General features: G+C 44.2%; 22 protein-coding genes and 1 riboswitch. Of the genes, 10 read left to right on the forward strand and 12 right to left on the reverse strand.

Annotated features, from left to right (window positions below; translation table 11 throughout):
- Window positions 1-7 precede the first annotated feature (7 nt).
- The 4 genes from ACTWPM_RS16125 to ACTWPM_RS16140 all read right to left on the reverse strand — a co-directional run bounded on the left by ACTWPM_RS16125 (window position 8) and on the right by ACTWPM_RS16140 (window position 4073).
- Window positions 8-1240, reverse strand: a complete 1233-nt coding sequence (locus ACTWPM_RS16125; protein ID WP_443134048.1) for a GNAT family N-acetyltransferase — start codon at window positions 1238-1240, stop codon at window positions 8-10.
- A 111-nt stretch (window positions 1241-1351) separates the two neighbouring features.
- Window positions 1352-2440 (reverse strand): ABC transporter substrate-binding protein, encoded by a 1089-nt coding sequence (locus tag ACTWPM_RS16130; RefSeq protein ID WP_443134049.1) that lies wholly within the window; start codon window positions 2438-2440, stop codon window positions 1352-1354.
- 15 nt (window positions 2441-2455) lie between these two features.
- Complete coding sequence (locus ACTWPM_RS16135) at window positions 2456-3235, reverse strand: ABC transporter ATP-binding protein (RefSeq protein ID WP_443134050.1); 780 nt, start codon at window positions 3233-3235, stop codon at window positions 2456-2458.
- A 16-nt stretch (window positions 3236-3251) separates the two neighbouring features.
- Window positions 3252-4073, reverse strand: a complete 822-nt coding sequence (locus tag ACTWPM_RS16140) for an ABC transporter permease (RefSeq protein ID WP_443134051.1) — start codon at window positions 4071-4073, stop codon at window positions 3252-3254.
- Between the two features lie 952 nt (window positions 4074-5025).
- Here ACTWPM_RS16140 and ACTWPM_RS16145 point away from each other — a divergent pair.
- From ACTWPM_RS16145 to ACTWPM_RS16155, 3 genes are read left to right on the forward strand one after another with little or no spacing between them, the layout of a single operon-like run.
- Window positions 5026-5589 carry a glycerol-3-phosphate acyltransferase gene (locus ACTWPM_RS16145; protein WP_443134052.1) on the forward strand — a complete coding sequence of 188 codons (564 nt, stop codon included), beginning with the start codon at window positions 5026-5028 and terminating at the stop codon, window positions 5587-5589.
- Window positions 5586-7187: a GNAT family N-acetyltransferase gene (locus ACTWPM_RS16150; RefSeq protein ID WP_443134053.1), complete on the forward strand. Its 1602-nt coding sequence runs from the start codon at window positions 5586-5588 to the stop codon at window positions 7185-7187. Before ACTWPM_RS16145 ends, ACTWPM_RS16150 begins: the two co-directional genes overlap by 4 nt.
- Complete coding sequence (locus ACTWPM_RS16155) at window positions 7184-8980, forward strand: LTA synthase family protein (protein ID WP_443134054.1); 1797 nt, start codon at window positions 7184-7186, stop codon at window positions 8978-8980. The genes ACTWPM_RS16150 and ACTWPM_RS16155 overlap by 4 nt, the downstream gene beginning before the upstream one ends.
- Before the next feature lie 756 nt (window positions 8981-9736).
- Here the strand turns inward: ACTWPM_RS16155 and ACTWPM_RS16160 are convergent.
- From ACTWPM_RS16160 to ACTWPM_RS16175, 4 genes are read right to left on the reverse strand one after another with little or no spacing between them, the layout of a single operon-like run.
- Window positions 9737-10444 (reverse strand): hypothetical protein, encoded by a 708-nt coding sequence (locus ACTWPM_RS16160; protein WP_443134055.1) that lies wholly within the window; start codon window positions 10442-10444, stop codon window positions 9737-9739.
- Window positions 10441-11193, reverse strand: a complete 753-nt coding sequence (locus ACTWPM_RS16165) for a hypothetical protein (protein WP_443134056.1) — start codon at window positions 11191-11193, stop codon at window positions 10441-10443. Before ACTWPM_RS16165 ends, ACTWPM_RS16160 begins: the two co-directional genes overlap by 4 nt.
- Window positions 11177-12082: an ABC transporter ATP-binding protein gene (locus ACTWPM_RS16170; protein ID WP_443134057.1), complete on the reverse strand. Its 906-nt coding sequence runs from the start codon at window positions 12080-12082 to the stop codon at window positions 11177-11179. The genes ACTWPM_RS16165 and ACTWPM_RS16170 overlap by 17 nt, the downstream gene beginning before the upstream one ends.
- A complete protein-coding gene (locus tag ACTWPM_RS16175) occupies window positions 12079-12465 on the reverse strand; it encodes a GntR family transcriptional regulator (protein ID WP_443134058.1) in 387 nt (128 codons plus the stop codon). The genes ACTWPM_RS16170 and ACTWPM_RS16175 overlap by 4 nt, the downstream gene beginning before the upstream one ends.
- Before the next feature lie 140 nt (window positions 12466-12605).
- Between ACTWPM_RS16175 and ACTWPM_RS16180 the strand changes: the two genes are divergently transcribed.
- Window positions 12606-12833 (forward strand): hypothetical protein, encoded by a 228-nt coding sequence (locus ACTWPM_RS16180; protein ID WP_443134059.1) that lies wholly within the window; start codon window positions 12606-12608, stop codon window positions 12831-12833.
- Window positions 12834-13564: 731 nt separating this feature from the next.
- Here the strand turns inward: ACTWPM_RS16180 and ACTWPM_RS16185 are convergent.
- Window positions 13565-14320, reverse strand: a complete 756-nt coding sequence (locus tag ACTWPM_RS16185) for an SDR family NAD(P)-dependent oxidoreductase (protein ID WP_443134060.1) — start codon at window positions 14318-14320, stop codon at window positions 13565-13567.
- Window positions 14321-14702: 382 nt separating this feature from the next.
- Between ACTWPM_RS16185 and ACTWPM_RS16190 the strand changes: the two genes are divergently transcribed.
- The 6 genes from ACTWPM_RS16190 to ACTWPM_RS16215 all read left to right on the forward strand — a co-directional run bounded on the left by ACTWPM_RS16190 (window position 14703) and on the right by ACTWPM_RS16215 (window position 20758).
- Complete coding sequence (locus tag ACTWPM_RS16190) at window positions 14703-15485, forward strand: CAP domain-containing protein (RefSeq protein ID WP_443134061.1); 783 nt, start codon at window positions 14703-14705, stop codon at window positions 15483-15485.
- 318 nt (window positions 15486-15803) lie between these two features.
- Window positions 15804-16385 (forward strand): YdhK family protein, encoded by a 582-nt coding sequence (locus tag ACTWPM_RS16195; RefSeq protein ID WP_443134062.1) that lies wholly within the window; start codon window positions 15804-15806, stop codon window positions 16383-16385.
- A gap of 248 nt (window positions 16386-16633) precedes the next feature.
- Window positions 16634-16897, forward strand: a complete 264-nt coding sequence (locus ACTWPM_RS16200) for a hypothetical protein (RefSeq protein WP_443134063.1) — start codon at window positions 16634-16636, stop codon at window positions 16895-16897.
- Window positions 16898-17159: 262 nt separating this feature from the next.
- Window positions 17160-17264, forward strand: a riboswitch (SAM riboswitch).
- A 79-nt stretch (window positions 17265-17343) separates the two neighbouring features.
- Window positions 17344-18453: a methionine biosynthesis PLP-dependent protein gene (locus tag ACTWPM_RS16205; RefSeq protein ID WP_443134064.1), complete on the forward strand. Its 1110-nt coding sequence runs from the start codon at window positions 17344-17346 to the stop codon at window positions 18451-18453.
- Entirely contained in the window at window positions 18450-19649 is a 1200-nt protein-coding gene (gene metC / locus ACTWPM_RS16210; RefSeq protein WP_443134065.1) for a cystathionine beta-lyase, read from the forward strand. The genes ACTWPM_RS16205 and metC overlap by 4 nt, the downstream gene beginning before the upstream one ends.
- A gap of 59 nt (window positions 19650-19708) precedes the next feature.
- Window positions 19709-20758 carry a homocysteine S-methyltransferase family protein gene (locus ACTWPM_RS16215; protein ID WP_443134066.1) on the forward strand — a complete coding sequence of 350 codons (1050 nt, stop codon included), beginning with the start codon at window positions 19709-19711 and terminating at the stop codon, window positions 20756-20758.
- Between the two features lie 49 nt (window positions 20759-20807).
- Here ACTWPM_RS16215 and ACTWPM_RS16220 read toward each other — a convergent pair whose 3' ends face one another.
- From ACTWPM_RS16220 to ACTWPM_RS16230, 3 genes are all read right to left on the reverse strand, one after another.
- Complete coding sequence (locus ACTWPM_RS16220) at window positions 20808-21272, reverse strand: UPF0158 family protein (protein ID WP_443134067.1); 465 nt, start codon at window positions 21270-21272, stop codon at window positions 20808-20810.
- 13 nt (window positions 21273-21285) lie between these two features.
- Window positions 21286-21747, reverse strand: coding sequence for a YkvA family protein (locus ACTWPM_RS16225; protein ID WP_443134068.1), 462 nt, complete (start codon window positions 21745-21747; stop codon window positions 21286-21288).
- A gap of 200 nt (window positions 21748-21947) precedes the next feature.
- Window positions 21948-22142, reverse strand: a complete 195-nt coding sequence (locus ACTWPM_RS16230; protein WP_443134069.1) for a DUF6366 family protein — start codon at window positions 22140-22142, stop codon at window positions 21948-21950.
- Between the last annotated feature and the right edge of the window lie 505 nt (window positions 22143-22647).

Below are 22647 nucleotides of genomic sequence, written 5' to 3' on the forward strand. Positions count from 1 at the left end.
CGTTGGGCTAAAAGAAACTCCAGCTTTCGGGTTGTTTCGGCTGTTGGAATAGCGCAATAGCCTGATCAAGATGCTCTCCTGGTTCTGCTTCTGCATAACCTCCCAGCAACAGATTGTCCAAGGTCACACAACCCATCATAAGTGATGAAAATTCAGCGATTCCTAAGTGGATCTCTACGTCAGGCGGCTGATTCGTTGCTTTTGGGACCCCGTCTGTAAACTCCCACACATAGAAGTGCTGATCATCTAAAAAGCTGTCCGATATGTTCCAGCCGATTCGAACGGATTCCCGGCCAAACGAGTGCTGCTGAAGCTTTTCCAAAAATAGAGGAACGTCAACAATCCGGTACATCAACCCTTGGCCCTGTTCACTTATTTTATGATAAATCCGAAAAATAAGTTCGTCGTCTGTATGAGTAGGATCCTCCAGCATATAAGAAAATTGCTCATTAAAGGTCGGAAAATAAACGGAACGAACCTGATCCTTCTGATTGCGTAAAAATTGAAGCAGCGATTGGTAGGCTTCGGTTGTACACGAAATGAATTCAACGATATGTAAATCATTCAACAGCATATGATCCCCCGGGATCTGCTTAAACTGGAAGACCATATATCCATCAATTTGCCCTTCTCTTTTCAACCCGACCACGTGATAACCTTCCTCTTCCAGTGATCTAAACTCGTACAATGGCTTTTCACACGACCCATGCGTTCGGTCTGCCCACCGGTGATAGCACTCTGCCATCTCATACTTATCCGCTGGAGCGAGCACCGTAAGGGCTGAACTTTGAGAAAATACAGGAAGCTGGGACGGATGGAAGTGAAAAGTGTGCAAGAACGGCCCAAGTCCAAAGCCCATTTTTCTATAAAAGGAAGGCTGGAAAGGGTAGAGCTGAACAAGCGGTATACTCTGGTCACGGGCATCCTTGATAAAGGCTTGAATAATCTGCTTTGCATACCCCTGCTTTTTATAAGGCAGATCCACAGCTAACGTGCCAATGCCGCGGGCATCAATCTTCCGGGAGTAGAGGTTCAACGTATGATCGTACTCGACATAACCTGCGACTAGGCGTTTATTTTGATAAAGACCAAAATGCTGGACGTTTGCTTCTTTATTCATCTTCTCCCGCTGCTTGCGATGCTTCTCTTTCGCCTCCCCGGAATCGAGTCTCATCCCTGGATAACAGCGGCTGCATATCTCCGTGAACGCTTTAAAATCGGTCAGCTTTTGGAACGTCATCTGATTCTCTCCTCTCTATTGATCAGTCATATCTATTATAGGGGAATCTATAGTGGATGTCTTAGCTTAACAAGCAAAAAATGGGAGGAAATCTCCTCCCACTTCAGCTTATTACTTGTATTCCCCAAGCACATCGACCGCTTTTCCAGTCATAGATGTGTCAATCGATGTTTCAAAATCGAACTCGCCGCGAATGGCTCCATTCTCTTTATACATCTCATACTGTTTCTTGATATCCTCTACAAACATCCGGCCGTCTGGATCAAGTCCAGTAATGGAAACTTTTTCCCAAAGTGCAGGGTCTTTCAAGGCCGTATGTTTGGTCATGATCTCAATGACTTCCCCTTTTTCTTCTCCTTTAATGAAGGCGTCATTGTAATCACGTACCCCTTTTAAATAAGCGGCCATGAAACGAAGCGATACGTCGGTTTCCTGCTCAATGAATTCTGGAGAACCAAGCACCATGGCAATTTGTGCATCTGGAGCAAAGTCAGTAGCATCGCCGAGGCGCACGTGAAGTCTCTGTTCTATTCCCTGCGTGATTAGTGGTTCAATTTGAAGCGCAGCATCAATAGAACCATTCCCCATAGCGGCCAGCATATTGCCAAAGTCAGACATCAATACGAATTCTACGTCACTTTCTTTTAAACCAGCATGCTTAAGCATAGACCGAAAGATGTAATCATCGACGGCGTTTTGCGAGGAAACAGCCACTCTTTTTCCTTTCAGGTCTGAATAGTCTTTAATCTCATTTTTTAAATCTTCCCGAATCACAAAAGAGAAATAGGAATCTCCTTTAATGTAATGTCCTTTATCAGCAATAATTTTCACATCAATCCCCTGGGCGATGGCGTTAAAAAAGGATGCTGTGGAAACGCCTCCCGCTATATCGATTTCACCGGCAGCAAGGGCTGGGAGCATATCATCACTGTTGGCAAACTGAGTAAACTTTACATCAATATTGTACTCATCGAAATAGCCTTTTTCCTTCGCAATATAAAATCCCGCTCCGGAAGCTGCTCCATCTTCTGCAATAACGACCGTTGCCTTTTTATCAAGCGGCGCGAGATCACCAGAAGGATGGTCGCCGGAGGTTTCAGTAAGCCCTTCCTCTTTCTCATTAGTAACCTCAAAACCACACCCGCTGATCAATAAAACGAAAAACATAATTGGAATAAGAAAAATGCCCAACTTTTTCATGATGTTTCCCCTTCCCTACATTCTTGATCCTTGAACCTCATCCTGAAGATGATTCCAGATTTCCACAAAACTTGATGCCAAATCGGCGTTTGCCCTCACCTCTTCCATCGTGCGCGGACGAGGCATTTCGATATTCTTTTCCTTCACAATGGTTCCGGGCTGCGAACTCATAAGCACAATCCGGTCACTCAACAGTAAGGCTTCATCAATGCTGTGGGTAATAAATAAGACCGTCTTTTTGGTTTCACTCCAAATGCTTAACAGCTCTTCCTGCAAAATAAATTTGTTTTGTTCATCCAAAGCTGCAAACGGTTCATCCATCAGCAGTATTTCCGGATCATTAGCAAATGCCCGGGCAATGCTGACCCGCTGCTTCATGCCTCCGGAAAGCTCCTTTGGATAAAGAGTAGAAAATTGCTCAAGTCCCACCTTTTCTAAGTAGTAATCGGTCCGCTCCTTAATGTAGCCTTTAGGAAGATGTCTCATCTTCAAACCAAACGCAACATTTTCTCTGACAGTCAGCCATGGAATCACACCGCGTTCCTGAAAAACCATAGACTGAAGCGGGCGTTCCTCTTTTTCCCGGGAAATGATGAATTCCCCGGTGCTAGGATTTTCAAGCCCTGCCAGAATCCTGAGCAGGGTCGTTTTTCCACAGCCGCTCGGACCAAGAAGACAGACGAATTCGCCGTCTTTAATATCCAGATTGACTCCTTTTAAAGCGGTGACACTGGAGTCTTTTTTATAAAAAACTTTGGTTAAATCCTTAATTGAAATCTTTGCTGTATGACTCATAGACGTCCTCCTCCGTTTATCTCCATGGCAGCAGTTTATTTTGACAGCCTCTCAGGATTAATGAGAACAAGTAGCCAAAGAATGAAATCAGCACCAGGCCGACATACATTTCTTTTAACAAAAAGGCGTTATAGGACGTCCAGATTAGATAACCAATCCCGGAATTCGCGCCCATCATTTCTGCAGCCACTATTGTAAGAAGAGCAATGGCCTGCCCCATCTGAATCCCTTCAATCATGACGGGTAAAGCGCCAGGAAGTGCGATTTTAAAAAAGAACTGACGGGAATTCGCTCCATAGTTTCGGGCTACGTCTAAATAAATACGATCAATCGTAACGACCCCGGCCACGGTATTGATAATAACCGGAAAAAATACACTCCCGGCGATGGTAACAATTTTCGATACTTCTCCTATTCCGAACAAAATTAAGATAATTGGTAATAAAGCAAGCGTTGGAATCGGCATCAGGGCCATAATTAACGGGGAGAAAAAATGCCTGAGCGGAGAATACAGCCCCATCAGCAGTCCCAGAATGATTGCCGGGATCACTCCAAGCAAAAATCCTGCCATTATGCGAAACAGTGATATTCCTATATGTTCAAATAATTCACCACTTGTCCCCATCGTAATAAACGTGCCTACAATTTCTGTAGGAGGCGGAAAAAACCGTGCATCCACCAGGCCGGTTCGCGATAAAAACTCCCATAAAATCAGGATAAAGATCGGTGATGATATCGTAAGTAGCTGCTTCAACCGGCTTTTCAGCTGTCGTCTTTTCCATTCTTCTTTTTCAACCGTGAGCGGATCGTGTTCTCTATTGTTCAATCTCTCCTTCATTCTTCACCACCTCTATGGCAATCATATGTGCCTCTGCCTATATGTGTGAATGGAAAGGCAGATTTATCCAAGCACTGCTCGCCCCTCATAACAACCATGCCAAACGCTGCACCACGACAGGCTTTGAACTGCATCTATTGTGCGCTTGCAAGAGTTTTGTTAAAGGGAAGCGGGGGTACATATTGGGTAATAAACTCGCCTCTTTTCTCACGGCTTATTAAGCTAAAGGGCCATTTACTTTAAGACTCGAATTCGAGATATGTTTGGTCCGTTGCTAATATGGAGAGGGGCTGGCTACGGAAAACAACTCGCTTTCCTGCGGCCCTACACGAAGTGGGGTCGATCGACGTTGCCACAGGACGTGGCGATCTTAGTCGATCCTCCTTTTACCATAAGCCTCCTCGGTCGCTGTCACTCCCTGTGGGGTCTCGCCTAGCCCCTTCTCCCGCGGGAGTCTCCTTGTTTCCTTCGCCACCCTATGATTGAAGAGTGAACGGACCCTTCTGTAGGAGAAAACGAGAGTTTGATCCGCCTCAAATGTTTATATAACGGGATTCATTCAGCTGGATAAGCTCGTGGTTAAAAATGTCTCCCCACCATAAACCAGAGTTTTTCAAACATGATTTCGAGCTCCATATATCGCAAGGTCCGGAGGGGAACGGGGAGACTCCTGTGGGATACACATGATCGGTGAGACCCCGGAAAGCTTTAGCTTGAGGAGGCTCAGCACATGCCCACGGAAAGCGAGTCGTTCCCCGCAGGACCTAATCCTCTCACTAGATATCTCGAAACTGAGCCTTCTAGTATTGGGAGCTTATCTTTAACATGCGATACTGAGATTTAATAAAGATAAATTCTAAAAAAGAAGAAATTCTGACGGTTTTCGTCACCTTCTCCCTTTACCAGGAACTTCAAGATGGTAAAATATGAGCAGACAGGAAGGTGTTGTAACGTGTGGATCGCGATTTGCTACTTCATTGCAAATATAAACGGAGCCTATATGGTGGCCAAATGGAAGAAAGGTGCGGACATCCGTACTCTTGGAAGTGGCACGGGCGGGGCAAGAAACGCGGGACGTGTACTGGGGAAGCCAGCATTTGTATGGACGGTGGTTATTGATGCACTAAAAGTAACTCTGCCTTTAAGCCTGATCCTATACTTAACGGCTTCTCCCATCATCATTGGATTCTCAGTTATCGCCTTAATTACAGGGCATATATGGCCGCTGCTTTTAAAAGGAAGGGGCGGTAAAGGTATAGTGGTCTATTTAGCAGTCCTTCTGATGCTTGAACCCCTGGGCCTGCTTCTATTCGGCTTTATCGCCTTCATAGCAAGTATTACCCCTATGCCATTTTCAAAAGTAATGATTGCCGCAATGGCAATTCCCCCGCTTCTGACGATCTGGCAGGGGGACCTATGGGTTGGCCTATGCCTGGGTATTGGATACTGCCTGGTCGTTATAGCCCATACCCTCCCTGTACACCCCCGTTTGTCAATAAAGGAGGAACAGATATGACAAAACAGTCTATTCAATATAAAACTGCTGACTCAAAGGAAGAATACAGACAAATTCATGAATTGAACTATCAAACGTTTGTAGAAGAAATCCCCCAGCATGAAGAGAATGACAACCGCAAGCTGGTGGATCGTTTTCACGACGAAAATACATATATCATAGCTAAACAAGATGAAAAAATTATAGGCATGATCGCCGTCCGTGCCACACGTCCTTTTTCTCTCGATCAAAAACTACCTAATCTGGACAGCTACTTACATGATGTTGAGGCTCCCTGCGAAATTCGTCTGCTGTCGATCAACCCAGAATTCCGGAAAGGCTCTGTTTTCTTCGGACTCATTGACCAATTGATTCGATACTGTCTCAGGGAGAACTACGATGCAGCCTTAATCTCTGGAACGGAACGTGAATGGAAGCTGTACCTGAAGTTAGGTTTTGAACCTTTTGGCCCAATGACAGGTCAGGAAGGAGCTAAATTCCAGCCGATGAAACTCACGAAGGACCGCTTTGTCAAAGCTACCCAGGCCTTCCACCGGATATTGGCACGATATGAACCGATTTCGTTTCTATCTGGGCCAGTACCTGTAAAAAATGAAGTGAAAGAGGCATTGGCAGCCACTCCCCTGTCTCATCGAACCGGAGCTTTTATCGAGCGAATGAAAAAGGTGTGTAACTCGCTTACAGAGCGGACAAATGCCAGATACGTCACGGTGTCCGTAGGTACAGGAACACTTGCTAATGACGTCGTTGCCCAGCAGATTAAACAGTTGGACCAGACGGGGCTTATTCTCTCGAATGGTGAATTCGGTGACCGGCTGATGGACCATGCACACCGGACAGGGCTTGATTTTTACCGGATGCAGAAAGCGTGGAATGAACCGATTGATCTGAAAAGTGTTCGTGACTTTCTGAAAGACCATCCCTCTATTGGGTGGATCTGGTGTGTCCACTGTGAAACATCGACCGGCTACCTGTTTGATATCGAAGAACTGAAAAAAATAGCTTACTATGAAAATGTGAAACTTTGTGTGGATGCCTGCAGCTCCCTCGGCGCTGATCCTGTTGAACTTTCCGGTGTTCATATCGCTTCCAGTGTCAGCGGCAAAGCGCTTGCCTCTTATCCTGGACTTGCCATTGTCTTTCACAACTATATACCGGTGCAGGACCCGGATATTCCGAAATACCTGGATCTAGGTGTTTACTATTCTAACCAGAGTATCCCTTACACTCACTCTACCAATTTGGTTCATGCTCTTGAGGCTTCTATGGCTACGGTTGATGAACGTCCTATGGGAGCGTTAATGATGGAACTTAGAAATGTACTTGATAACCAGGGATTGAAGGTACTTGGAAATCACAACTATTCAAACGGGATTGTCACGATTGCCCTGCCAGATCATATTTCCCAACAGAGGCTTGGGGAGAGGTTAAAGAAAAACGGGATCTTCATTAACTACGAGAGCAGCTACTTGGCTGAACGAAATTGGATTCAGATTGCGCTCATGGGTGACGTGGATTCGAACCATCTCCTTCGGCTCGGGGAAGTCATGAATCGTGTATTGAGCTCTGAAAGTCTTCCGAAGGTGAAGCAGTCGTGAAAAAAGTTTATTTGATCGCTTTGTTTTACTGGCTTAAAACGACAGCCGTTATGTATGTAGCTTTCCAGATGACGCCGCTCGGAGTGACCGATCATTTATTATTAATTTTCAGTTCGCTCGGCCCTCTGCTGCTGTGGTTCGGACTCTCATTTTTCTTTTTTAAACGCCTTCATCCTTGGATATTAATTATGCTTATGTTTCTAAGCACCTTCTTCCTATATGCTCATTTAATTTATTATCGTTTTTATGAAGACTTTCTCACCCTCCCTATTCTGCTTCAGGTAGGAAACGTAGGAGGGCTCAGTCAAAGTACGTGGACGCTTCTTTCTCCTTGGGATCTGTTTTTCATTATTGACTTAGTTGTGATTGGCTGGTGGTTAATTAAGAAAGGACCATTCACGATTCCACCTAAGGAGAAAAAGCAATACGCAGGAAGTGCGGCGGGCATTACACTGGTGCTCATAGCAGCCGCCTGGTGGCATTCTCCCCACCTTTTTCAGGAAAATTATAACCGTGATAAAGTCGTGATCTCCATCAGCATTTATGCGTACCAATGGTTTGATATTGCCTACAGCGTCACGGCCCCGCTGCAGAAGGTTATGGCAGACGAATCAGCTGATGGATCTGTAGAAGAGTTTGTATCAGAAAAAGACTCTCAAAAAACAGAATGGTTTGGAAGGGCAGAAGGAAAGAATGTTGTCTTTATTACACTGGAATCCGTGCAAAACTTCGTAATTGATACAGAAGTAAAAGGTGAACCCGTGACTCCTTTTTTAAATCAATTGAAGGGTGAAAGTCTTTACTTTTCCAACCTGTACGATCAAGCTTCTCAAGGGAAAAGCTCAGATGCTGAGTTCATGGTCGATACCGGATTATATCCATTGGACGGTGGTTCTGTCTTCGTACGCCGGCCCAATAATATGTTCAACGGTTTACCAGAACTCTTGAATGACTATCAATCTACTGTTTTTCATGGAAACGTAAGGACGTTTTGGAACCGGGAGGAAATGTATGATTCTCTAGGATATGAGCAGTTCATATCCAAACAGGATTATGAGATTAACGAAGAAAACCGGATCAATTATGGATTAGAGGATAAATCCTTTTTCAGACAATCGATCCCGTATATGAAGCAGTTAAATGAGCCTTACATGGCGAAGTTTATTACGCTTACCAATCACTTTCCGTTTTTATTGGAAGAAGAAGACCGCAGCCTTCCTCTTGCGGACACATCAGAACCTGTCGTTAATCGCTATTTAACTACAGTCCGGTATTTAGATGAGTCGATTCGGCAGTTGTTTCAGTCGTTAAAAGAAAATGGGATGTATAAGGATACGATGTTTGTACTGTTCGGGGATCATTACGGCATCTCTAAGGAATATGAAGACGGTGTGCATGAGCTTCTAGATCAGCCCGATACGGCGCTTTCCCATACGTCAAACCAGCGTGTGCCTATGCTTATTCATATCCCTGGGATGGAAGGGGAAACATTTGATACGCTAGGGGGGCAAATTGACATCCGCTCTACTGTTCTCCATTTGCTCGGTAAGCAAACAGAAGATTACATGAGTTTCAGCCAGAACCTTCTAGCTGACGATAAAGAAGAGTTTGTCGCTTTCCGTGATGGTGATTTTGTTACACCTTCTTACCTCTTTCAGGACGGTATTTGTTATGAAACGGACAGCAGCAAGTCTGTAAATACTTCCCATTGCAAAGAAGGCCAGGAAAAGGCACGCGAAAAGCTTAAACTTTCCGATCATATTATTAAAGGAGACCTGCTTCGTTTTAAATAATGGCTCTGATAAAGTTCGGTGATGGTATTACAGTAAAGCTCCCGTTTGTGTAAGATTCAATTTCGAGGTAAATGGGCCCGTTACTATATTTGGAAGAGGGCTGGTGGGGAAATAACTCGCTTTCCTGTGGGGGAACTGGCAAGCCTCCTCAGTCGCTATCGCTCCTTGTGGGGTCTCGCCTAGCTCCTTCTCCCACGGGAGTCTCTTCATTTCCCCACCAACCCAGCCATTTCTTGTGAACGGACCCTGCTATAGGAGATAGAAGCCATTCTGAATCTGCCTCAAAATGCTTATATAACAGGGTTTTACAGTTATACCCTCGTAGGATCCTAGGTTATACTTGTTCATTGGAAGGCGTTTATGCAGAGAATTTTGAGCTCTCAATGATCGCAAAGGGGCGGAAGGGAACGGCGAAGACTCCTGCGGGATGAACATGATCGGTGAGATCCCGGAAGACGAAGCCTGAGGAAGCTCACCACATGCCCGCGGAAAGTGTTCAAAAGCGGAATTGCCCCGGTAGACACGACACGCATAAGCAGGAAAATCAAAAGGGATGCGCTCTTTCGTCCCGTTGAATTTCCTACTTATGACGCGAGTGTCTGGGCGATGTAGCTGGAGGAGCCGTTCCCTGGAGTCCCTTTCTCTACAAAATATCTCGAATTCGAGTCTTACACAATCCGGCCCTATAGCTTAATAAATTTCTTTCATTTATCAAAACTTAAATAAGAAAAAGCCCCGATGAGCGGGGCTTTTTTGTTATTCCTTTACATATTCCACCGAATGAAAATCCGAAGATACATTAATGTCCTTAGGAACGCTCACATACAAGATATAAGTTCCCCACTCCATCTCACCTTCCATCATACCATCCTTTTCCTCCGTAAACTGGGTGAATGGAAAAGCCGGACTAAAAACAGTAAATGTACGGTCGGTCGTTTGAGTGAGCAGAAGATTAAGGCGTTGGTCTGCTATCCCGATCCTAAGCGGTAAATCATGATTCAGCACCGTTCCCTGAAGAGAAGCCGGGGTTGAATAAAGAGCGGCCGTAATTTGCTCACTATCGTTTGTTTGGTCCACCACAATCGTAAGTGCGCTCGGTGCTTCAATTTCTTCGCCAATCTCAAGCCGCTCATACTCATAATCAAAGCTCCACTCTTTTCGCAGGTATTTCTCGTTTATATCCGTAACTTCACCCGCTAGAGCTTTTTGATAGAGCTCTCTTCCTGCTTCTGAAATATTTCCATCACCGTTCTCAGAGCTTGCGTTCTGCTCAGGGATAAAGAAAAAGAGAATAAAGCTAACGAGCAGGATACATACATAACCTCCAAATACCCAGACCGGAGTTTTAGATGGCAAATACTTTCTGCGGGTTCTGCCATTCTTTTGATTCATTTGCAAGAACAGCCAGATTAAAACCGCAATAAACACAATTGGAAGGAACCCAATAAACATAGCACTCGTCATTTCTTCACCTCCAATTGGTCCGAAATCCACAATGCAATAGTGAAGACAAGGGCTGCACTTGCTACTACCTTAGCTACGAACAATAGAAAGAAAGATTCCTGAAAATAAAATTCAAACATGAACGCTGGAAGATTCCAGTTTTCGGTGCTGGATAAATACTGAAGCCCTCCAAAAAACAAAACTGGAAGTAAAATCACAAACACTCGGTGAACCTGGACGATGATCCCTGCTAAATAGCCAAGAGAACTGAACAGGAAGACGAGCAAGATCATCGCTAGCAGTCCAGCGGTAAACGTGAGCGGTTCGGAAGTGAGTCCTGTTCCTATGACCTCCTTGTTTCCTAAAATATAATAGACCACCACTTTAAGTAAAAACCCGGCCATGATTGCAGTCAGGCCGCCGACGACACTGGCCGTAGCGATGAAAGCCACGGAAGACATATTGCTGCTGAAGCGGTTGGTAATAAAAGCAAAGTCATCTTCCCGGTAAGCCTTTGTAGTCATCAGAAGAGCACTCATGAAGCCCCAGAAAAAGGTGAAAATAATGATCATATCCGCCGAATAATAATTAATATCGATGTCCAGACCAAAGGTGCCGAGGCTTTGATAACCGACCCCATTCAAAGAGAACAGTAGACCAAGCAATTGTATGGTAGCAAGTGAGGTGAAAATCCCCATATAGGCTTTCAGTTTATAGTGATATTGTTTAGTAATAATCTCACTGGTGCTTACTTCAGTTAAGGATGTCATCTAAGGACCCTCCCTTTTGAGCTTTGGAAGCCGTTAAGTAGATACATAGATCACTGGCCGACACTCCGGAAAGTTGAATCCCTTCGCGCTTCATTTCCTGCTGCTCTTCCTGAGAAAAATCATTTTTTGTAACAATATACTCGTCATCCATCCCAAAAGGTTCGGAGTAAATAGGGTGGCGGTCCGCAATAAATGAGGCAATTACCTCGCGCTTTCCTTTTAATCCAATCGCATAATCTCTAAGTTCTTCGATCGACATATGAAGTACTTTCTTTCCACGGTCGAGGAGCAATACATCTTCCAGTTGATCCTCCACTTCTTCTAAATGATGGGTGGATAGAAGGATCGTGCGTGGGTAAGCGAGATAGTCTTTAAGTAGTATCCGGTAAAAATCCTTGCGCACAGCCGCATCCATTCCTGTGGTCGGTTCATCAAAAATAGTGAGCGGACAGCGAGCCGCGAGTCCGACGATCATATTAAAGGTACTTTCCTTCCCTTTGGAAAGATTTTTATGATACTCCTTTGTATGAAACCCGAAGTAATCAAACAAATGCCAGGCCAGATCCTCATTCCAATGTTTATAAAACCGTCCAGCTTCTTCCAGGATTTCTGCCAGAGAAAGGGTGGTCGGAAAGTTAATTTGGTCATCGATGAATATAGAATTGGCCGACACAAGCAAGCTGTTAAACGGGCGGTGAGAAAACACCTTCACTTCTCCAGATGTTTCCTTAAGCAGTCCGCTCAATATTTTCATAAGGGTGGTCTTCCCGGCCCCATTTCTTCCAACAAGGCCCACTAGCTTATTTTCTTCAATAGTAAAGGTGAGCTGGTCAAGAGCTCTAAATCCCCGGTAAGCTTTCGTTAACTCCCTGCATTCAACGATGTTCATTCTTCTCCCCCTTTGCTTCTCCTCTTCGCTTCCTTAATCATTGTAATCAGTTCTGTTTCTGAGATATCGAGCCGTTCAGCTTCTTGAACAAGGTCGTCAACCATACTCTTCAGTGTATGGTTTTTCCGCTTGGTCTGAATGATCTTCGCTGCCTCAGAAGAAACGAATTTTCCAATCCCGCGTCTGTCGTACAAAATTCCTTCATCTGCGAGCTTCGTCAACCCTTTAGCGGCTGTTGCCGGGTTAATGTTATACCTATCTGCGAGTTTATATTGAGAATATACTTTCTCGTCCTCCTGCAGACTGCCGTTTAAGATTTCATTTTCAATCCACTCAGCTATCTGCAGGTAAATCGGCTTTGTCCCATCCGTATTAAGGATCACATGCTCCCCTTCCTCTCTGAATCGGTGCATTAGTGTTGTAATGTAGTATATTACTAATCCTTACTAAAATCAAATGGTCTTTATGTAAATTTTTATGAAACTTATCTCAATTGGATTCCGTAGTATTAAGAGAAAAGAAGGTGGAGGATTGTGAAAAAATTCCTTTCAATCATAATTGCCGCAGTTATTCTTCTCGTGTTTCCTCTCCAGACATTGATATGATGCTCTTTATTATCCTTGCTGCTTCAATCCAAGCGAATTTCAGCGAAGCGGACCACACGGTTTCAGCTGCAATTGCCTCCAGCACAAGCGTCGGCGGAGGTGGAGCAGGCGTTGGTGGCAGCGGCGGAGGCTCAGGGGCATTTTAGATGTTGCACCATAAAAAAGCTCGGAGTTTAAATCGCTCCGAGCTTTTTTATGATAGTAAACATTTTTATAGATTTTCATAAAAGGCTTATTACGCTAAAGGGCCGGTTAGTGGAAAACTCGAATTCGAGATACATCGTGGTCCGTTACTTAAAAGGTATAGGATAGGTGGGGAAATGACTCGCTTTCCTATGGGGGAACGGTGAGCTTCCTCGCTCGTTTCACTCCCTGCGGGATCTCACCTAGTCCCTTCTCCCATGGGAGTCTCGCCATTCCCCCACCAATCCAGCCACGGAAGAATAACGGACCCTCTGAAAAGAGAGTATCCTTTTCTCCTCATCCCGCCTGAATGCTTATATAACAGGCTATCCCGCACATTTCCAGACTGGAAAAGTATATACGCCCATGGGATTATTTCTTCTCAATCGGGTGAAGGATGAAGCCGTTTCGAGTTTCTGATTTGGCCAGGTCCGGAGGGGAACGGGGAGACTCCTGTGGGATAAACATGATCGGTGGGACCCCGGAAATCTTTAGCTTGAGGAGGCTCAGCACATGCCCTCGGAAAGCGAGTCGTTCCCCGCAGGACCTAACTCTCTCACTAGATATCTCGAAACTGAGTCTTCCACAAACGGGAGCTTATCTGCAAAGTCAATATTGAGGTTTTACAGAACCTATTTTTTCAGTCAGGCTTCCACGAATTCTGAAAGGTTACCGAGAAGTGAGCTCTACTTCATTAAATCCCGAATGTGTTTCCTCCATTAACGGAGATCGATTGTCCGGTAATAAACTGCGAATCATCAGATGACAAGAATACAACTGAGTTAGCTATGTCTTCAGGTTTACCCATACGCCGAAGAGGCAGCTGGCTGCTGTAATCCTCCAGGGTAGAAGGATCTACCTCTCCATGTCTCTCTACAGGAATAAAACCTGGATTAACAAGATTCACATTAATACCGTGAGGTCCAAGTTCATTTGCCCAGGAACGGGTCATGCCAATCATGGCTGATTTAGCTGTTACATAGTTTGAGAAATTGGCATTTCCCAGCTGGACCACTTCGCTTCCAATATTAATAATACGGCCGAATTGCTTCTCTTTCATACCTGGCAGCACCGCTTTTGTCAGAATTAATGGCGCTTTAACAAAAAACTGCAGCTGATCCATGTACGTTTCCCATGTATTTTCCTCAAGGGAGTACTCCGGCTGAGATCCCGAAGCATTATTAACGACAATATCCACATTCTCTCCATATGATTCCTGAACCGCACGGAGAAGTTCATCCACGGAATCCTCATCGGTTACATCTGCCTGCACAGCGATGGCTACTCCGTCTTTCTTTCTGATCTCTTCCACGGTTTCATTAGCCGGGTCCGGGTTTCTCCCATAGTTCACCACCACCCGCGCTCCTTCAGCAGCAAGCTGTTTACTGATGACTTTTCCAAGTCCTCTTGATCCACCTGTAACTAGTGCTATTTTTCCTTCTAATTTCATTAGCCTCATCCTTTCTCCTGTTCCCTTCCCTTTTGTTTAGGCAGTCATTCTTAAAATTTCTAATAGGATGGATGTAACATCTCAGACATATTTGTAAAAAAACCAAGGTATTAAAACCCCTGTCAACCATCTGACGCAGCTAATTTATACTACTAAATGATAAAAATTCCAGAAAGACATTTATTTTACTATTTTCATAGTAGTACTTAAATTTCCCCAAAATTAAAGATCTATCTGCTTTCACCGAAGCGATAATTTTCCCTAAGAGATGTTCATAGTTAAGCTCGCCTCTTTCTTGCTAAAAAAATCCAATATTATTACAAAAACCAGATGATAGGATGTAATTGTTCCAAAAACATAACTTTCAAGGAGGAATTCGAGTATGAAAGGCAAATCATTGATTCTATCAGGAGCTCTTGCACTATCACTACTAGCTTCTCCAGCTACTTCTCTCGCATCTTCAGGAGACACCGAGTCTCATAAATTCCAGCAAGGAAATGTTCATATAGAATATGTGGTGAACTGGGTTCAACAAAATGAAGAAGCTTTAAAGAGTCAAAATATCCAACAAGTAGATATTCAGTCTCTTCTGGAGCAATTCCAAACTCAGGCTCAGCCTGAAGAGACACCTGAACAGCCAGAAGCCCCAGTTCAGGAAGAACCTGTGAAGGAAGAACCAGCAGAACCTGCTCAGCAAGCACCTGAAGCTCAGCCTGAACAGCAGGAGCAGCCGTCCGAACAGGCCGTTCCTCAAGAAAATACCACAGATCAAGCCGACCAATCTGAAGTCTCAGATTTTGAACAGCAAGTCGTCGAACTGACCAACCAGGAACGTGCGAAGCAGGGACTAGAACCTCTCGAACTTGATACAGAGTTAAGTGCTGTCGCGGGAGACAAGTCTCTTGATATGCAGAAAAATGACTACTTTTCCCATACAAGCCCAACCTACGGATCTCCGTTTGATATGTTAAAAGAATATGGCATCGACTACCGTACGGCTGGTGAAAATATCGCTATGGGCCATACTTCTCCTGAGCAAGTAGTCCAGGGCTGGATGAATAGTGAAGGTCACCGTAAAAACATCATGAATCCGAACTTCACACACATCGGGGTCGGTTATGTAGAAGACGGAAACTACTGGACACAAATGTTCATTGGTAAATAAATAGATCTACGCATATTAGCCATCGGGATTACAGATCCCGGTGGCTTTTTCTTATAGCGGGTGCGTACCCGTAGCCCCACTCTATTGCGTCATGAACCTACCTTATTGCGCCGCCCCCTACCTGCAATTAGGTGTGCTGACACGGAAAGCGAGTCTTTAACAACCTCTTTAGTACCAGCCCTCTCTGGGTAAAAACAACTGCAATATCTAGCACATTCATTTGTAAAAATATAGAATAAAGCGATTGACTATACATACGTACCCAGGGTATATTTTATCTGTATCTATTAAAAGTTTTTTTCTTGAAGGGAGAAAAATATGAAACGTACAACATTCGCTTTAGGGAGTCTCATCTTTGCCTCAGTTCTATTGTTAGGTGCTTGCAGCAATGCTGAGCAGACCAATGATTCGCCAAAAAGCACGGAAAGTGCTTCTTCAGAATCCACTCACGATGAACATGCAGGCATGGACCATTCCGGTTCGGGTGAACTGCCTGAAGGTTTGCACAAAGCGGAAAACCCAGCCTATCCTCCAGGGAGTAAGGCTGAGATTAACGCTGAGCATATGCCTGGAATGAATGGAGCAGAAGCAACGATAACAGGAGCCTATCAAACCACCGCTTACAGCGTATCTTATACATCCTCTACCACTGGTGACAAAGTGGAGAATCATAAATGGATCATTCATGAAGAAGTAAAAGATCCCTCCAAGAAAAAGTTAGATCCAGGTTCAGAAGTAACCGTGAATGCAGACCATAGTGACGGAATGAGTGGAGCTAAAGCCCAAGTGGAATCTGCCGAAGAAACAACGGTTTATATGGTGGACTATACAGACACGGACAGCGGACAAGAAGTGACCAATCATAAGTGGGTTACAGAAGCCGAATTATCTGCTAAATAGAAATTACAGCCCCCCGTCAATCGGGGGTTTCTTAATGACTATTTTACACTTATATAAAACTATATCCTCTCTCTTCCTACGCGCGTTCACAATATCTTAACAAATGCCCTGACCCTTGTTCTATCCACTTTCATGACTTTTTTTCTTTTTTATATTTGGAAAACACAGAAAATTACCTTGCAAATAGACTGAATATTACGTAAAATCAATCATAATTTATAATAATAAACTATAAGGAAGTGAGCGTAATGCAAACTCAATCGGTGAGTACTTTATATAACGTATGCCCTCTTTGTCATGGAACTGGAAAGTATAAGGAATATGATGATGGTAAAGCCAATTTAATTGTTGATCATTACCAGCGTGTTAACTATGCGAATGAGACACTTGCCTGGAAGATGGCCGTCGAAGAAACCAGTTACATGAAGAAATGCGCGAAGTGTCATGGAAAAGGGAACGTCCTGAACAAAGAAGGCGAACAAATGTTTAAGCAGCTTCAGCAATATGCATAAAATCATTTCCCCCCTGTCTTTAGGTGGACTGGGGGGTTAAATGATCTTTTTCAAACAAAGTATCAGTTTTAGAAAAATTATTTTTTTCTGAAAACTCTCTTGATTCTTGAATTGTTTTCCTGTATTGTAAATCGCAAGCGAAATGATAACCGCCTAATTTTTGAAAGAAATTTTTAGTAATTTTTAATATCATTCTTGATTTAAGCATACCTTTCATGTAAAGTGTTCAACAGTTGCTTTTCCAAAAATTACATAATAATAAAACTTATCCAGAGAGGTGTAGGGACTGGCCCTTTGATACCTCAGCAACCAGCCATTGGCACGGTGCTAAATCCAGAAGGTAGTAGTTATACCTTGAAGATAAGGAGACTCTTTATACATAAAGGACCTTCTTCTTCAAGGAGGTCCTTTTTTATATCCATTTTTTTACGAAGGAGATGATCACCATGGCACGGAACAGGATTGAAACGATACTAGCCCAGCTAGGAAATAACAGTGATGAAGAAACAGGGGCTGTGAATCCGCCCATCTATTTATCGACCGCTTATCAGCATAAATCACTCGGGGTATCCACCGGATATGATTATACCCGCACGAAAAACCCGACACGCCATCTTCTCGAAGAAGGCATGGCCCAGCTTGAAAACGGCGATCAAGCCTTCGCCTGCAGTTCAGGAATGGCAGCTATTCAGTTGATCCTCTCCCTGTTCCGTGCAAACGAAGAATTGATCGTCGCGGAAGATATCTACGGCGGGACATACCGGTTACTCGAACACTATGCAGATGCTTATCAAATTCATTCGACCTACTCCGATTTCACGGATGTCGAGAGTGTCATTACTGAGAAAACAAAAGCTATCTTTCTTGAAACGCCGACTAATCCGCTGTTGCAGGAAGTGGATATAGAAGAAGTTTCAAAGATTGCTAAGAAACACAACCTCCTGCTCATTGTCGATAACACATTCTTAACGCCTTATCTTCAGCAGCCGCTGGATTTAGGAGCGGACATTGTGATCCACAGCGCTACCAAATATATTGGCGGGCACAACGATGTATTAGCCGGTGTGGTCGTCGCCAAAGGAGAAGAGATTTGTGAGAAGCTCGCTTTCTTCCAAAATTCATCAGGTGCTGTCCTCTCCCCTTTTGACTGTTGGCTCTTAATACGTGGATTAAAGACCCTGCCGCTTCGTTTCGATAAACAGCAGGCGAATGCGAAGGCCATTGTTGAGTTTCTAAGAAACGATCCGGGCATTAGAGAAGTCTTTTATCCTGGAAAAGGAGGAATGATCTCTTTCCGAGTTGAGGATCCTTCCAGTATCTCTGAATTTCTTGAGAATTTGTCGGTCATCTCTTTTGCCGAAAGTCTCGGAGGAGTGGAAAGCTTCATTACGTACCCGGCAACGCAGACCCATGCGGATATTCCAAAAGAAGAACGGGAAGAACGCGGAATCTGCGACCGGCTGCTTCGCTTCTCCGTAGGTACAGAACATGAAGAAGATCTGATTGAAGATTTGAAGCAGGCTCTCTCTGCTATTCAAAAGGAGGAAATACAATGAGGCCAGAAAACGATCAGTTGGAAACTCGTTTCATCCATGGTTCTGCGAATAATCGAAGTCATCAAGAACCGGCTACAGGTGCTGTGAACGTCCCGATTTACTTATCGTCCACTTTCCATCAGGAAAGCTTCGATACGATGGGCCCCTATGATTACAGCCGGTCCGGCAATCCAACGAGACAGGTGCTTGAAGATACGATCGCTAACTTGGAAGGCGGCGCGCGCGGCCTCGCCTTTTCCTCAGGAATGGCAGCTATCTCCTCTGCCTTTATGCTGCTTTCCGCCGGGGACCATGTACTTGTTTCCAAAGATGTCTATGGCGGCACATTCCGGTTAATTACCGAAATGCTCGGTAAATACAATATCGATCACACTTTCGTTAATATGACTGACCTTAACGAAACGAGCCGAGCAATCCAGTCCAATACAAAAGTCATTTATGTAGAGACCCCTTCAAACCCTTGCTTAAATATTACAGATATTGAAGGAGTGGCAAAGCTTGCTAAAGCCCATGGCTGTTTAACCTTCGTGGATAACACATTCATGACACCGCTCTATCAGAACCCGCTTGAGCTAGGCGCCGATATTGTCCTGCATAGTGCCACCAAGTTTTTATCCGGGCACAGCGATATCATTGCAGGGCTCGCCGTTACTAAAAATGAAGAACTTGGAGAGAGACTCGCTTTTATTCAAAACTCCTTCGGTTCCATTCTTGGCGCTCAGGATTCCTACCAGCTGATCCAGGGGATCAAGACACTCGGGGCCCGGTTGAAGCAATCGTCGGATTCGGCATTGAAGATCGTCTCTCACCTGCAAGATCACTCACTTGTGGAAGAGGTTTACTATCCAGGTCTTTCCCACCACGCCGGTCATCCGATCCACCGGAGACAATCTACCGGAGCAGGGGCCTTACTTTCTTTCCGGCTGCCGGATAAAGAAGCGGCCAAAGCGTTTGTGGAGCAGATCCGCCTCCCTGTCTTTGCTGTGAGCCTGGGTGCTGTGGAATCGATTCTATCCTATCCGGCCACCATGTCCCATGCGGCAATGCCGGAAAAAGAACGAGCGAAACGAGGCATTACCGATGGTCTGCTCAGGCTTTCTGTTGGTCTTGAGCACCCTGGTGATTTAATTGAAGACATTGAACAAGCTTTACAGGCAGCTGCCCGAACCAGACAGAAAGTCAGCGTGTCCCTGTAAAAAGGGCATTAGCTTTCAAATAAAACTACTATTACAAAATGGAAAGGTTGTTGAATGAAATGAAACGATCATTAGAACAGAGATTACAGGATGGACCCGTTATTTGTGGAGAAGGATACCTATTTGAACTGGAGCGTCGCGGCTATTTACAGGCCGGTTCCTTTGTACCCGAAGTAGCCCTTGATAACCCACAGGCACTAAAGCAAACGTATCGTGACTATATGCTCGCAGGCTCCGACGTCGTCTTAGCCTTTACTTATAACGGGCACCGCGAAAAGATGAGAATCATCGGCAAAGAAGAGTTACTTGAGCCACTTAACCGCCAGGCCATCCGTCTAGCCAAAGAGGTTGCGCAGGAGCACCCGGAGGAAGAAGCACTCGTAGCCGGGAACATTTCTAACACGAACTTGTTCAACCCGGATGATCCTGAAGCTGTTGAAAAAACAAGAAGCATGTTTGCAGAAATGATCGGCTGGTGTAAAGAAGAAGGCGTGGACTTTGTGAACGGGGAAACCTTCTATTATTATGAGGAAGCACTGATTGCCCTTGAAGAAATCCAAAAACAAGGTCTTCCTGCCGTCATCACATTCGGACTGATGGGCGAAAATATCCTAAGGGACGGCTATGAGGTAGAAGAAGCCTGCCGTTTGTTAAAAGAAAAAGGTGCTCTTGTTGTGGGAATGAACTGCTTCCGCGGGCCGGCGACTATGCAGCCATTCGTTGAGAAAATCCGTAATACAGTGGAAGGCTATGTAGGCGCCCTTCCGATTCCTTACCGGACAACGGAGGAACACCCTACCTTCTTCAACCTGCCGGACGGAGGCTGTGCTTGTACACTTCCGACAGAAACAACGTTCCCAACGTCACTCGATCCGCTTTACACGAATCGTTATGAGCTTGCTGAGTGGGCCAAAGAGGCACACAGCATTGGCGTAAATTATCTGGGACTCTGCTGCGGAGCTTCTCCGGCTATGCTTCGTGAAGTAGCAGAAACCGTTGGCCGTACAGCTGTAAACTCCACGTATTCACCGGATATGGAAAAACACTTCCTATTCGGCAGTGACGATACGCTGCAGGATCACATCACTTCTTATAAGACGAAAGCATAAATAAAAACCGCCTGTCCGGCAATTCGGACAGGCGGTTATATGACTAAATTTATTTTTTGTATGGAATATCGTTCTCTTCACACCATTCCATGGCAAGGGTCCGGTATTGCTCATCTTTGTATTCATACCATTGATCACGAACCCCGTAGGTCACAATTTGATCTTTAAATCTCCGGAAAGCTCCCTTTCCACGGATCGCTTTTGATAAATCGTTACGAGCCTGATCACCTTGAAGCGAGTTGATGAACGCTTCCATCATCTGATACTCGTCTACATCGGAACAATCCGGCACTTGGATATAGCGAGTCTCATTTTCTAAGATATGTTGAGCTAAATGACGTTCTTCCTGTTGCCACTCTAACAAATGGTCGAAGTCTTCTTCCTCTTCTACATCTACTATCGCTTCATCACTTACGTGTAGAATTTTTCCATCGATCTTATCTACCAGCGCTAAGTCACCTTCTACTTGCTCCTCAATAGCATCGGCAACTTCTCGTATGTCTACTTGATTCATAACCTTCCCCCATCTATGCTTGCGGATTTTCTGCTGAATCTTTAGATGGATCTTCCAAATCCTCCAGCACGGACTCACCAAACAGACTGCTCACGCGATTACGCGCCTGCTCTTTCACGTTCTCATCAATATGAGAAATTACTTGATAGACCGCATAAACAATCACAGCGCTGTCATCCGTGAAACCGACGACTGGAATAAAGTCTGGAATTAAATCAACCGGCAGGATCAAATAACCGAGCGCACCGGCAATCGTGAGTTTTGCTTTCTTCGGCGTATCTTCACTCTTAAATGCATAATAGAGTAATAGACTATAGTACACGATTTTCGATCCAATCCGGCTTCCATTCGCACGGATTTTTTCACCGTATTCTTTCTCTGAAAAATGCTTCCTGCTGCGTTTTATAGCTTTAGCTGGATTCAGCTTTTTTAATCTGTCGCGATAGCGTTGTTTTTCTTTTAGTTCGCTAGTCATTATTCATCACCCTTTTGGGGTACTTTTGACAAAAAAGCCCCTGCTTAAACCTATTTTGAGAAAAATGATAGATTTGCCATGTTTTCATATGGATGCTTTCTATAATGAATTAAGCCAACGCTCCAAATGTATCCTCTTTTTTATTTAAAATTTGGCTCACTTGATGAACACTCGCTACCACGACTTTTTTTATAACTTCATTAGCGAAAGAAAACAGCATAGATGACAAATCCTACTATCAGTACAAGAATAATGATACCAGTACTTTTCCATCCTAAATTACCAACTAAATCAGGAAGTCCGCCTCCATGAAGACTACCCGAAGGATCTTTCTTTAACTCCTCGTGTCTAATTCTTTCCCTTGTTGCTTCAGGTCTTTCTTTTTCCTCATTCATTTGAATACCTCCATCAGTCGATTTTGTAGTGAATTAAGGACAGATGATAGACTTCTTAGATTATCCTCGGGAAACACATCTACATAACCATTGTTGGTCATTAATTCACTGCAAAATCCTTAATCTTCTTTTTTATAAAAAAATCACCATAACACACATACGAACTAGACCCCTCTCGGTTTCAAAACTACCTCTTAATCATGTCTTCCACCATCATGGCCTATAGCTAAATAAATCTTCTACGGAACACCCAAACAGCCTATAATAATTCCTAATTATTAAAACTTAGTAAACAGGTTTATCCTTGTTTATTTGTTGGTATATATTGTAATCATGATTCCTTTTAGTTTATTGGCTCTGTTAAGATTATTGTTGATTTTTCATAAGAGGTTTATTACTCCCCCGCAGGACCTTCCGCTCAACAATTATCTCGGAACTGATTCTTAAAGAATCGGGAGCTTAACCTTAAAATCTACGCGGAAGTTTAATAGAGCCATTTTAATAA

The sequence above is a fragment of the Halobacillus sp. K22 genome, assembly GCF_052246795.1.
Taxonomy (GTDB): Bacteria; Bacillota; Bacilli; order Bacillales; family Halobacillaceae; genus Halobacillus.

What these genes read in the sequence shown, in the direction of transcription:
- ACTWPM_RS16125 (WP_443134048.1), bottom strand. Translation starts at nt 1,240, where the DNA reads ATGACGTTCCAAAAGCTGACCGATTTTAAAGCGTTCACGGAGATATGC.
- ACTWPM_RS16130 (WP_443134049.1), bottom strand. Translation starts at nt 2,440, where the DNA reads ATGAAAAAGTTGGGCATTTTTCTTATTCCAATTATGTTTTTCGTTTTA.
- ACTWPM_RS16135 (WP_443134050.1), bottom strand. Translation starts at nt 3,235, where the DNA reads ATGAGTCATACAGCAAAGATTTCAATTAAGGATTTAACCAAAGTTTTT.
- ACTWPM_RS16140 (WP_443134051.1), bottom strand. Translation starts at nt 4,073, where the DNA reads ATGAAGGAGAGATTGAACAATAGAGAACACGATCCGCTCACGGTTGAA.
- ACTWPM_RS16150 (WP_443134053.1), top strand. Translation starts at nt 5,586, where the DNA reads ATGACAAAACAGTCTATTCAATATAAAACTGCTGACTCAAAGGAAGAA.
- ACTWPM_RS16160 (WP_443134055.1), bottom strand. Translation starts at nt 10,444, where the DNA reads ATGACGAGTGCTATGTTTATTGGGTTCCTTCCAATTGTGTTTATTGCG.
- ACTWPM_RS16165 (WP_443134056.1), bottom strand. Translation starts at nt 11,193, where the DNA reads ATGACATCCTTAACTGAAGTAAGCACCAGTGAGATTATTACTAAACAA.
- ACTWPM_RS16170 (WP_443134057.1), bottom strand. Translation starts at nt 12,082, where the DNA reads ATGAACATCGTTGAATGCAGGGAGTTAACGAAAGCTTACCGGGGATTT.
- ACTWPM_RS16185 (WP_443134060.1), bottom strand. Translation starts at nt 14,320, where the DNA reads ATGAAATTAGAAGGAAAAATAGCACTAGTTACAGGTGGATCAAGAGGA.
- ACTWPM_RS16190 (WP_443134061.1), top strand. Translation starts at nt 14,703, where the DNA reads ATGAAAGGCAAATCATTGATTCTATCAGGAGCTCTTGCACTATCACTA.
- ACTWPM_RS16195 (WP_443134062.1), top strand. Translation starts at nt 15,804, where the DNA reads ATGAAACGTACAACATTCGCTTTAGGGAGTCTCATCTTTGCCTCAGTT.
- ACTWPM_RS16200 (WP_443134063.1), top strand. Translation starts at nt 16,634, where the DNA reads ATGCAAACTCAATCGGTGAGTACTTTATATAACGTATGCCCTCTTTGT.
- ACTWPM_RS16205 (WP_443134064.1), top strand. Translation starts at nt 17,344, where the DNA reads ATGGCACGGAACAGGATTGAAACGATACTAGCCCAGCTAGGAAATAAC.
- metC (WP_443134065.1), top strand. Translation starts at nt 18,450, where the DNA reads ATGAGGCCAGAAAACGATCAGTTGGAAACTCGTTTCATCCATGGTTCT.
- ACTWPM_RS16215 (WP_443134066.1), top strand. Translation starts at nt 19,709, where the DNA reads ATGAAACGATCATTAGAACAGAGATTACAGGATGGACCCGTTATTTGT.
- ACTWPM_RS16220 (WP_443134067.1), bottom strand. Translation starts at nt 21,272, where the DNA reads ATGAATCAAGTAGACATACGAGAAGTTGCCGATGCTATTGAGGAGCAA.
- ACTWPM_RS16225 (WP_443134068.1), bottom strand. Translation starts at nt 21,747, where the DNA reads ATGACTAGCGAACTAAAAGAAAAACAACGCTATCGCGACAGATTAAAA.
- ACTWPM_RS16230 (WP_443134069.1), bottom strand. Translation starts at nt 22,142, where the DNA reads ATGAATGAGGAAAAAGAAAGACCTGAAGCAACAAGGGAAAGAATTAGA.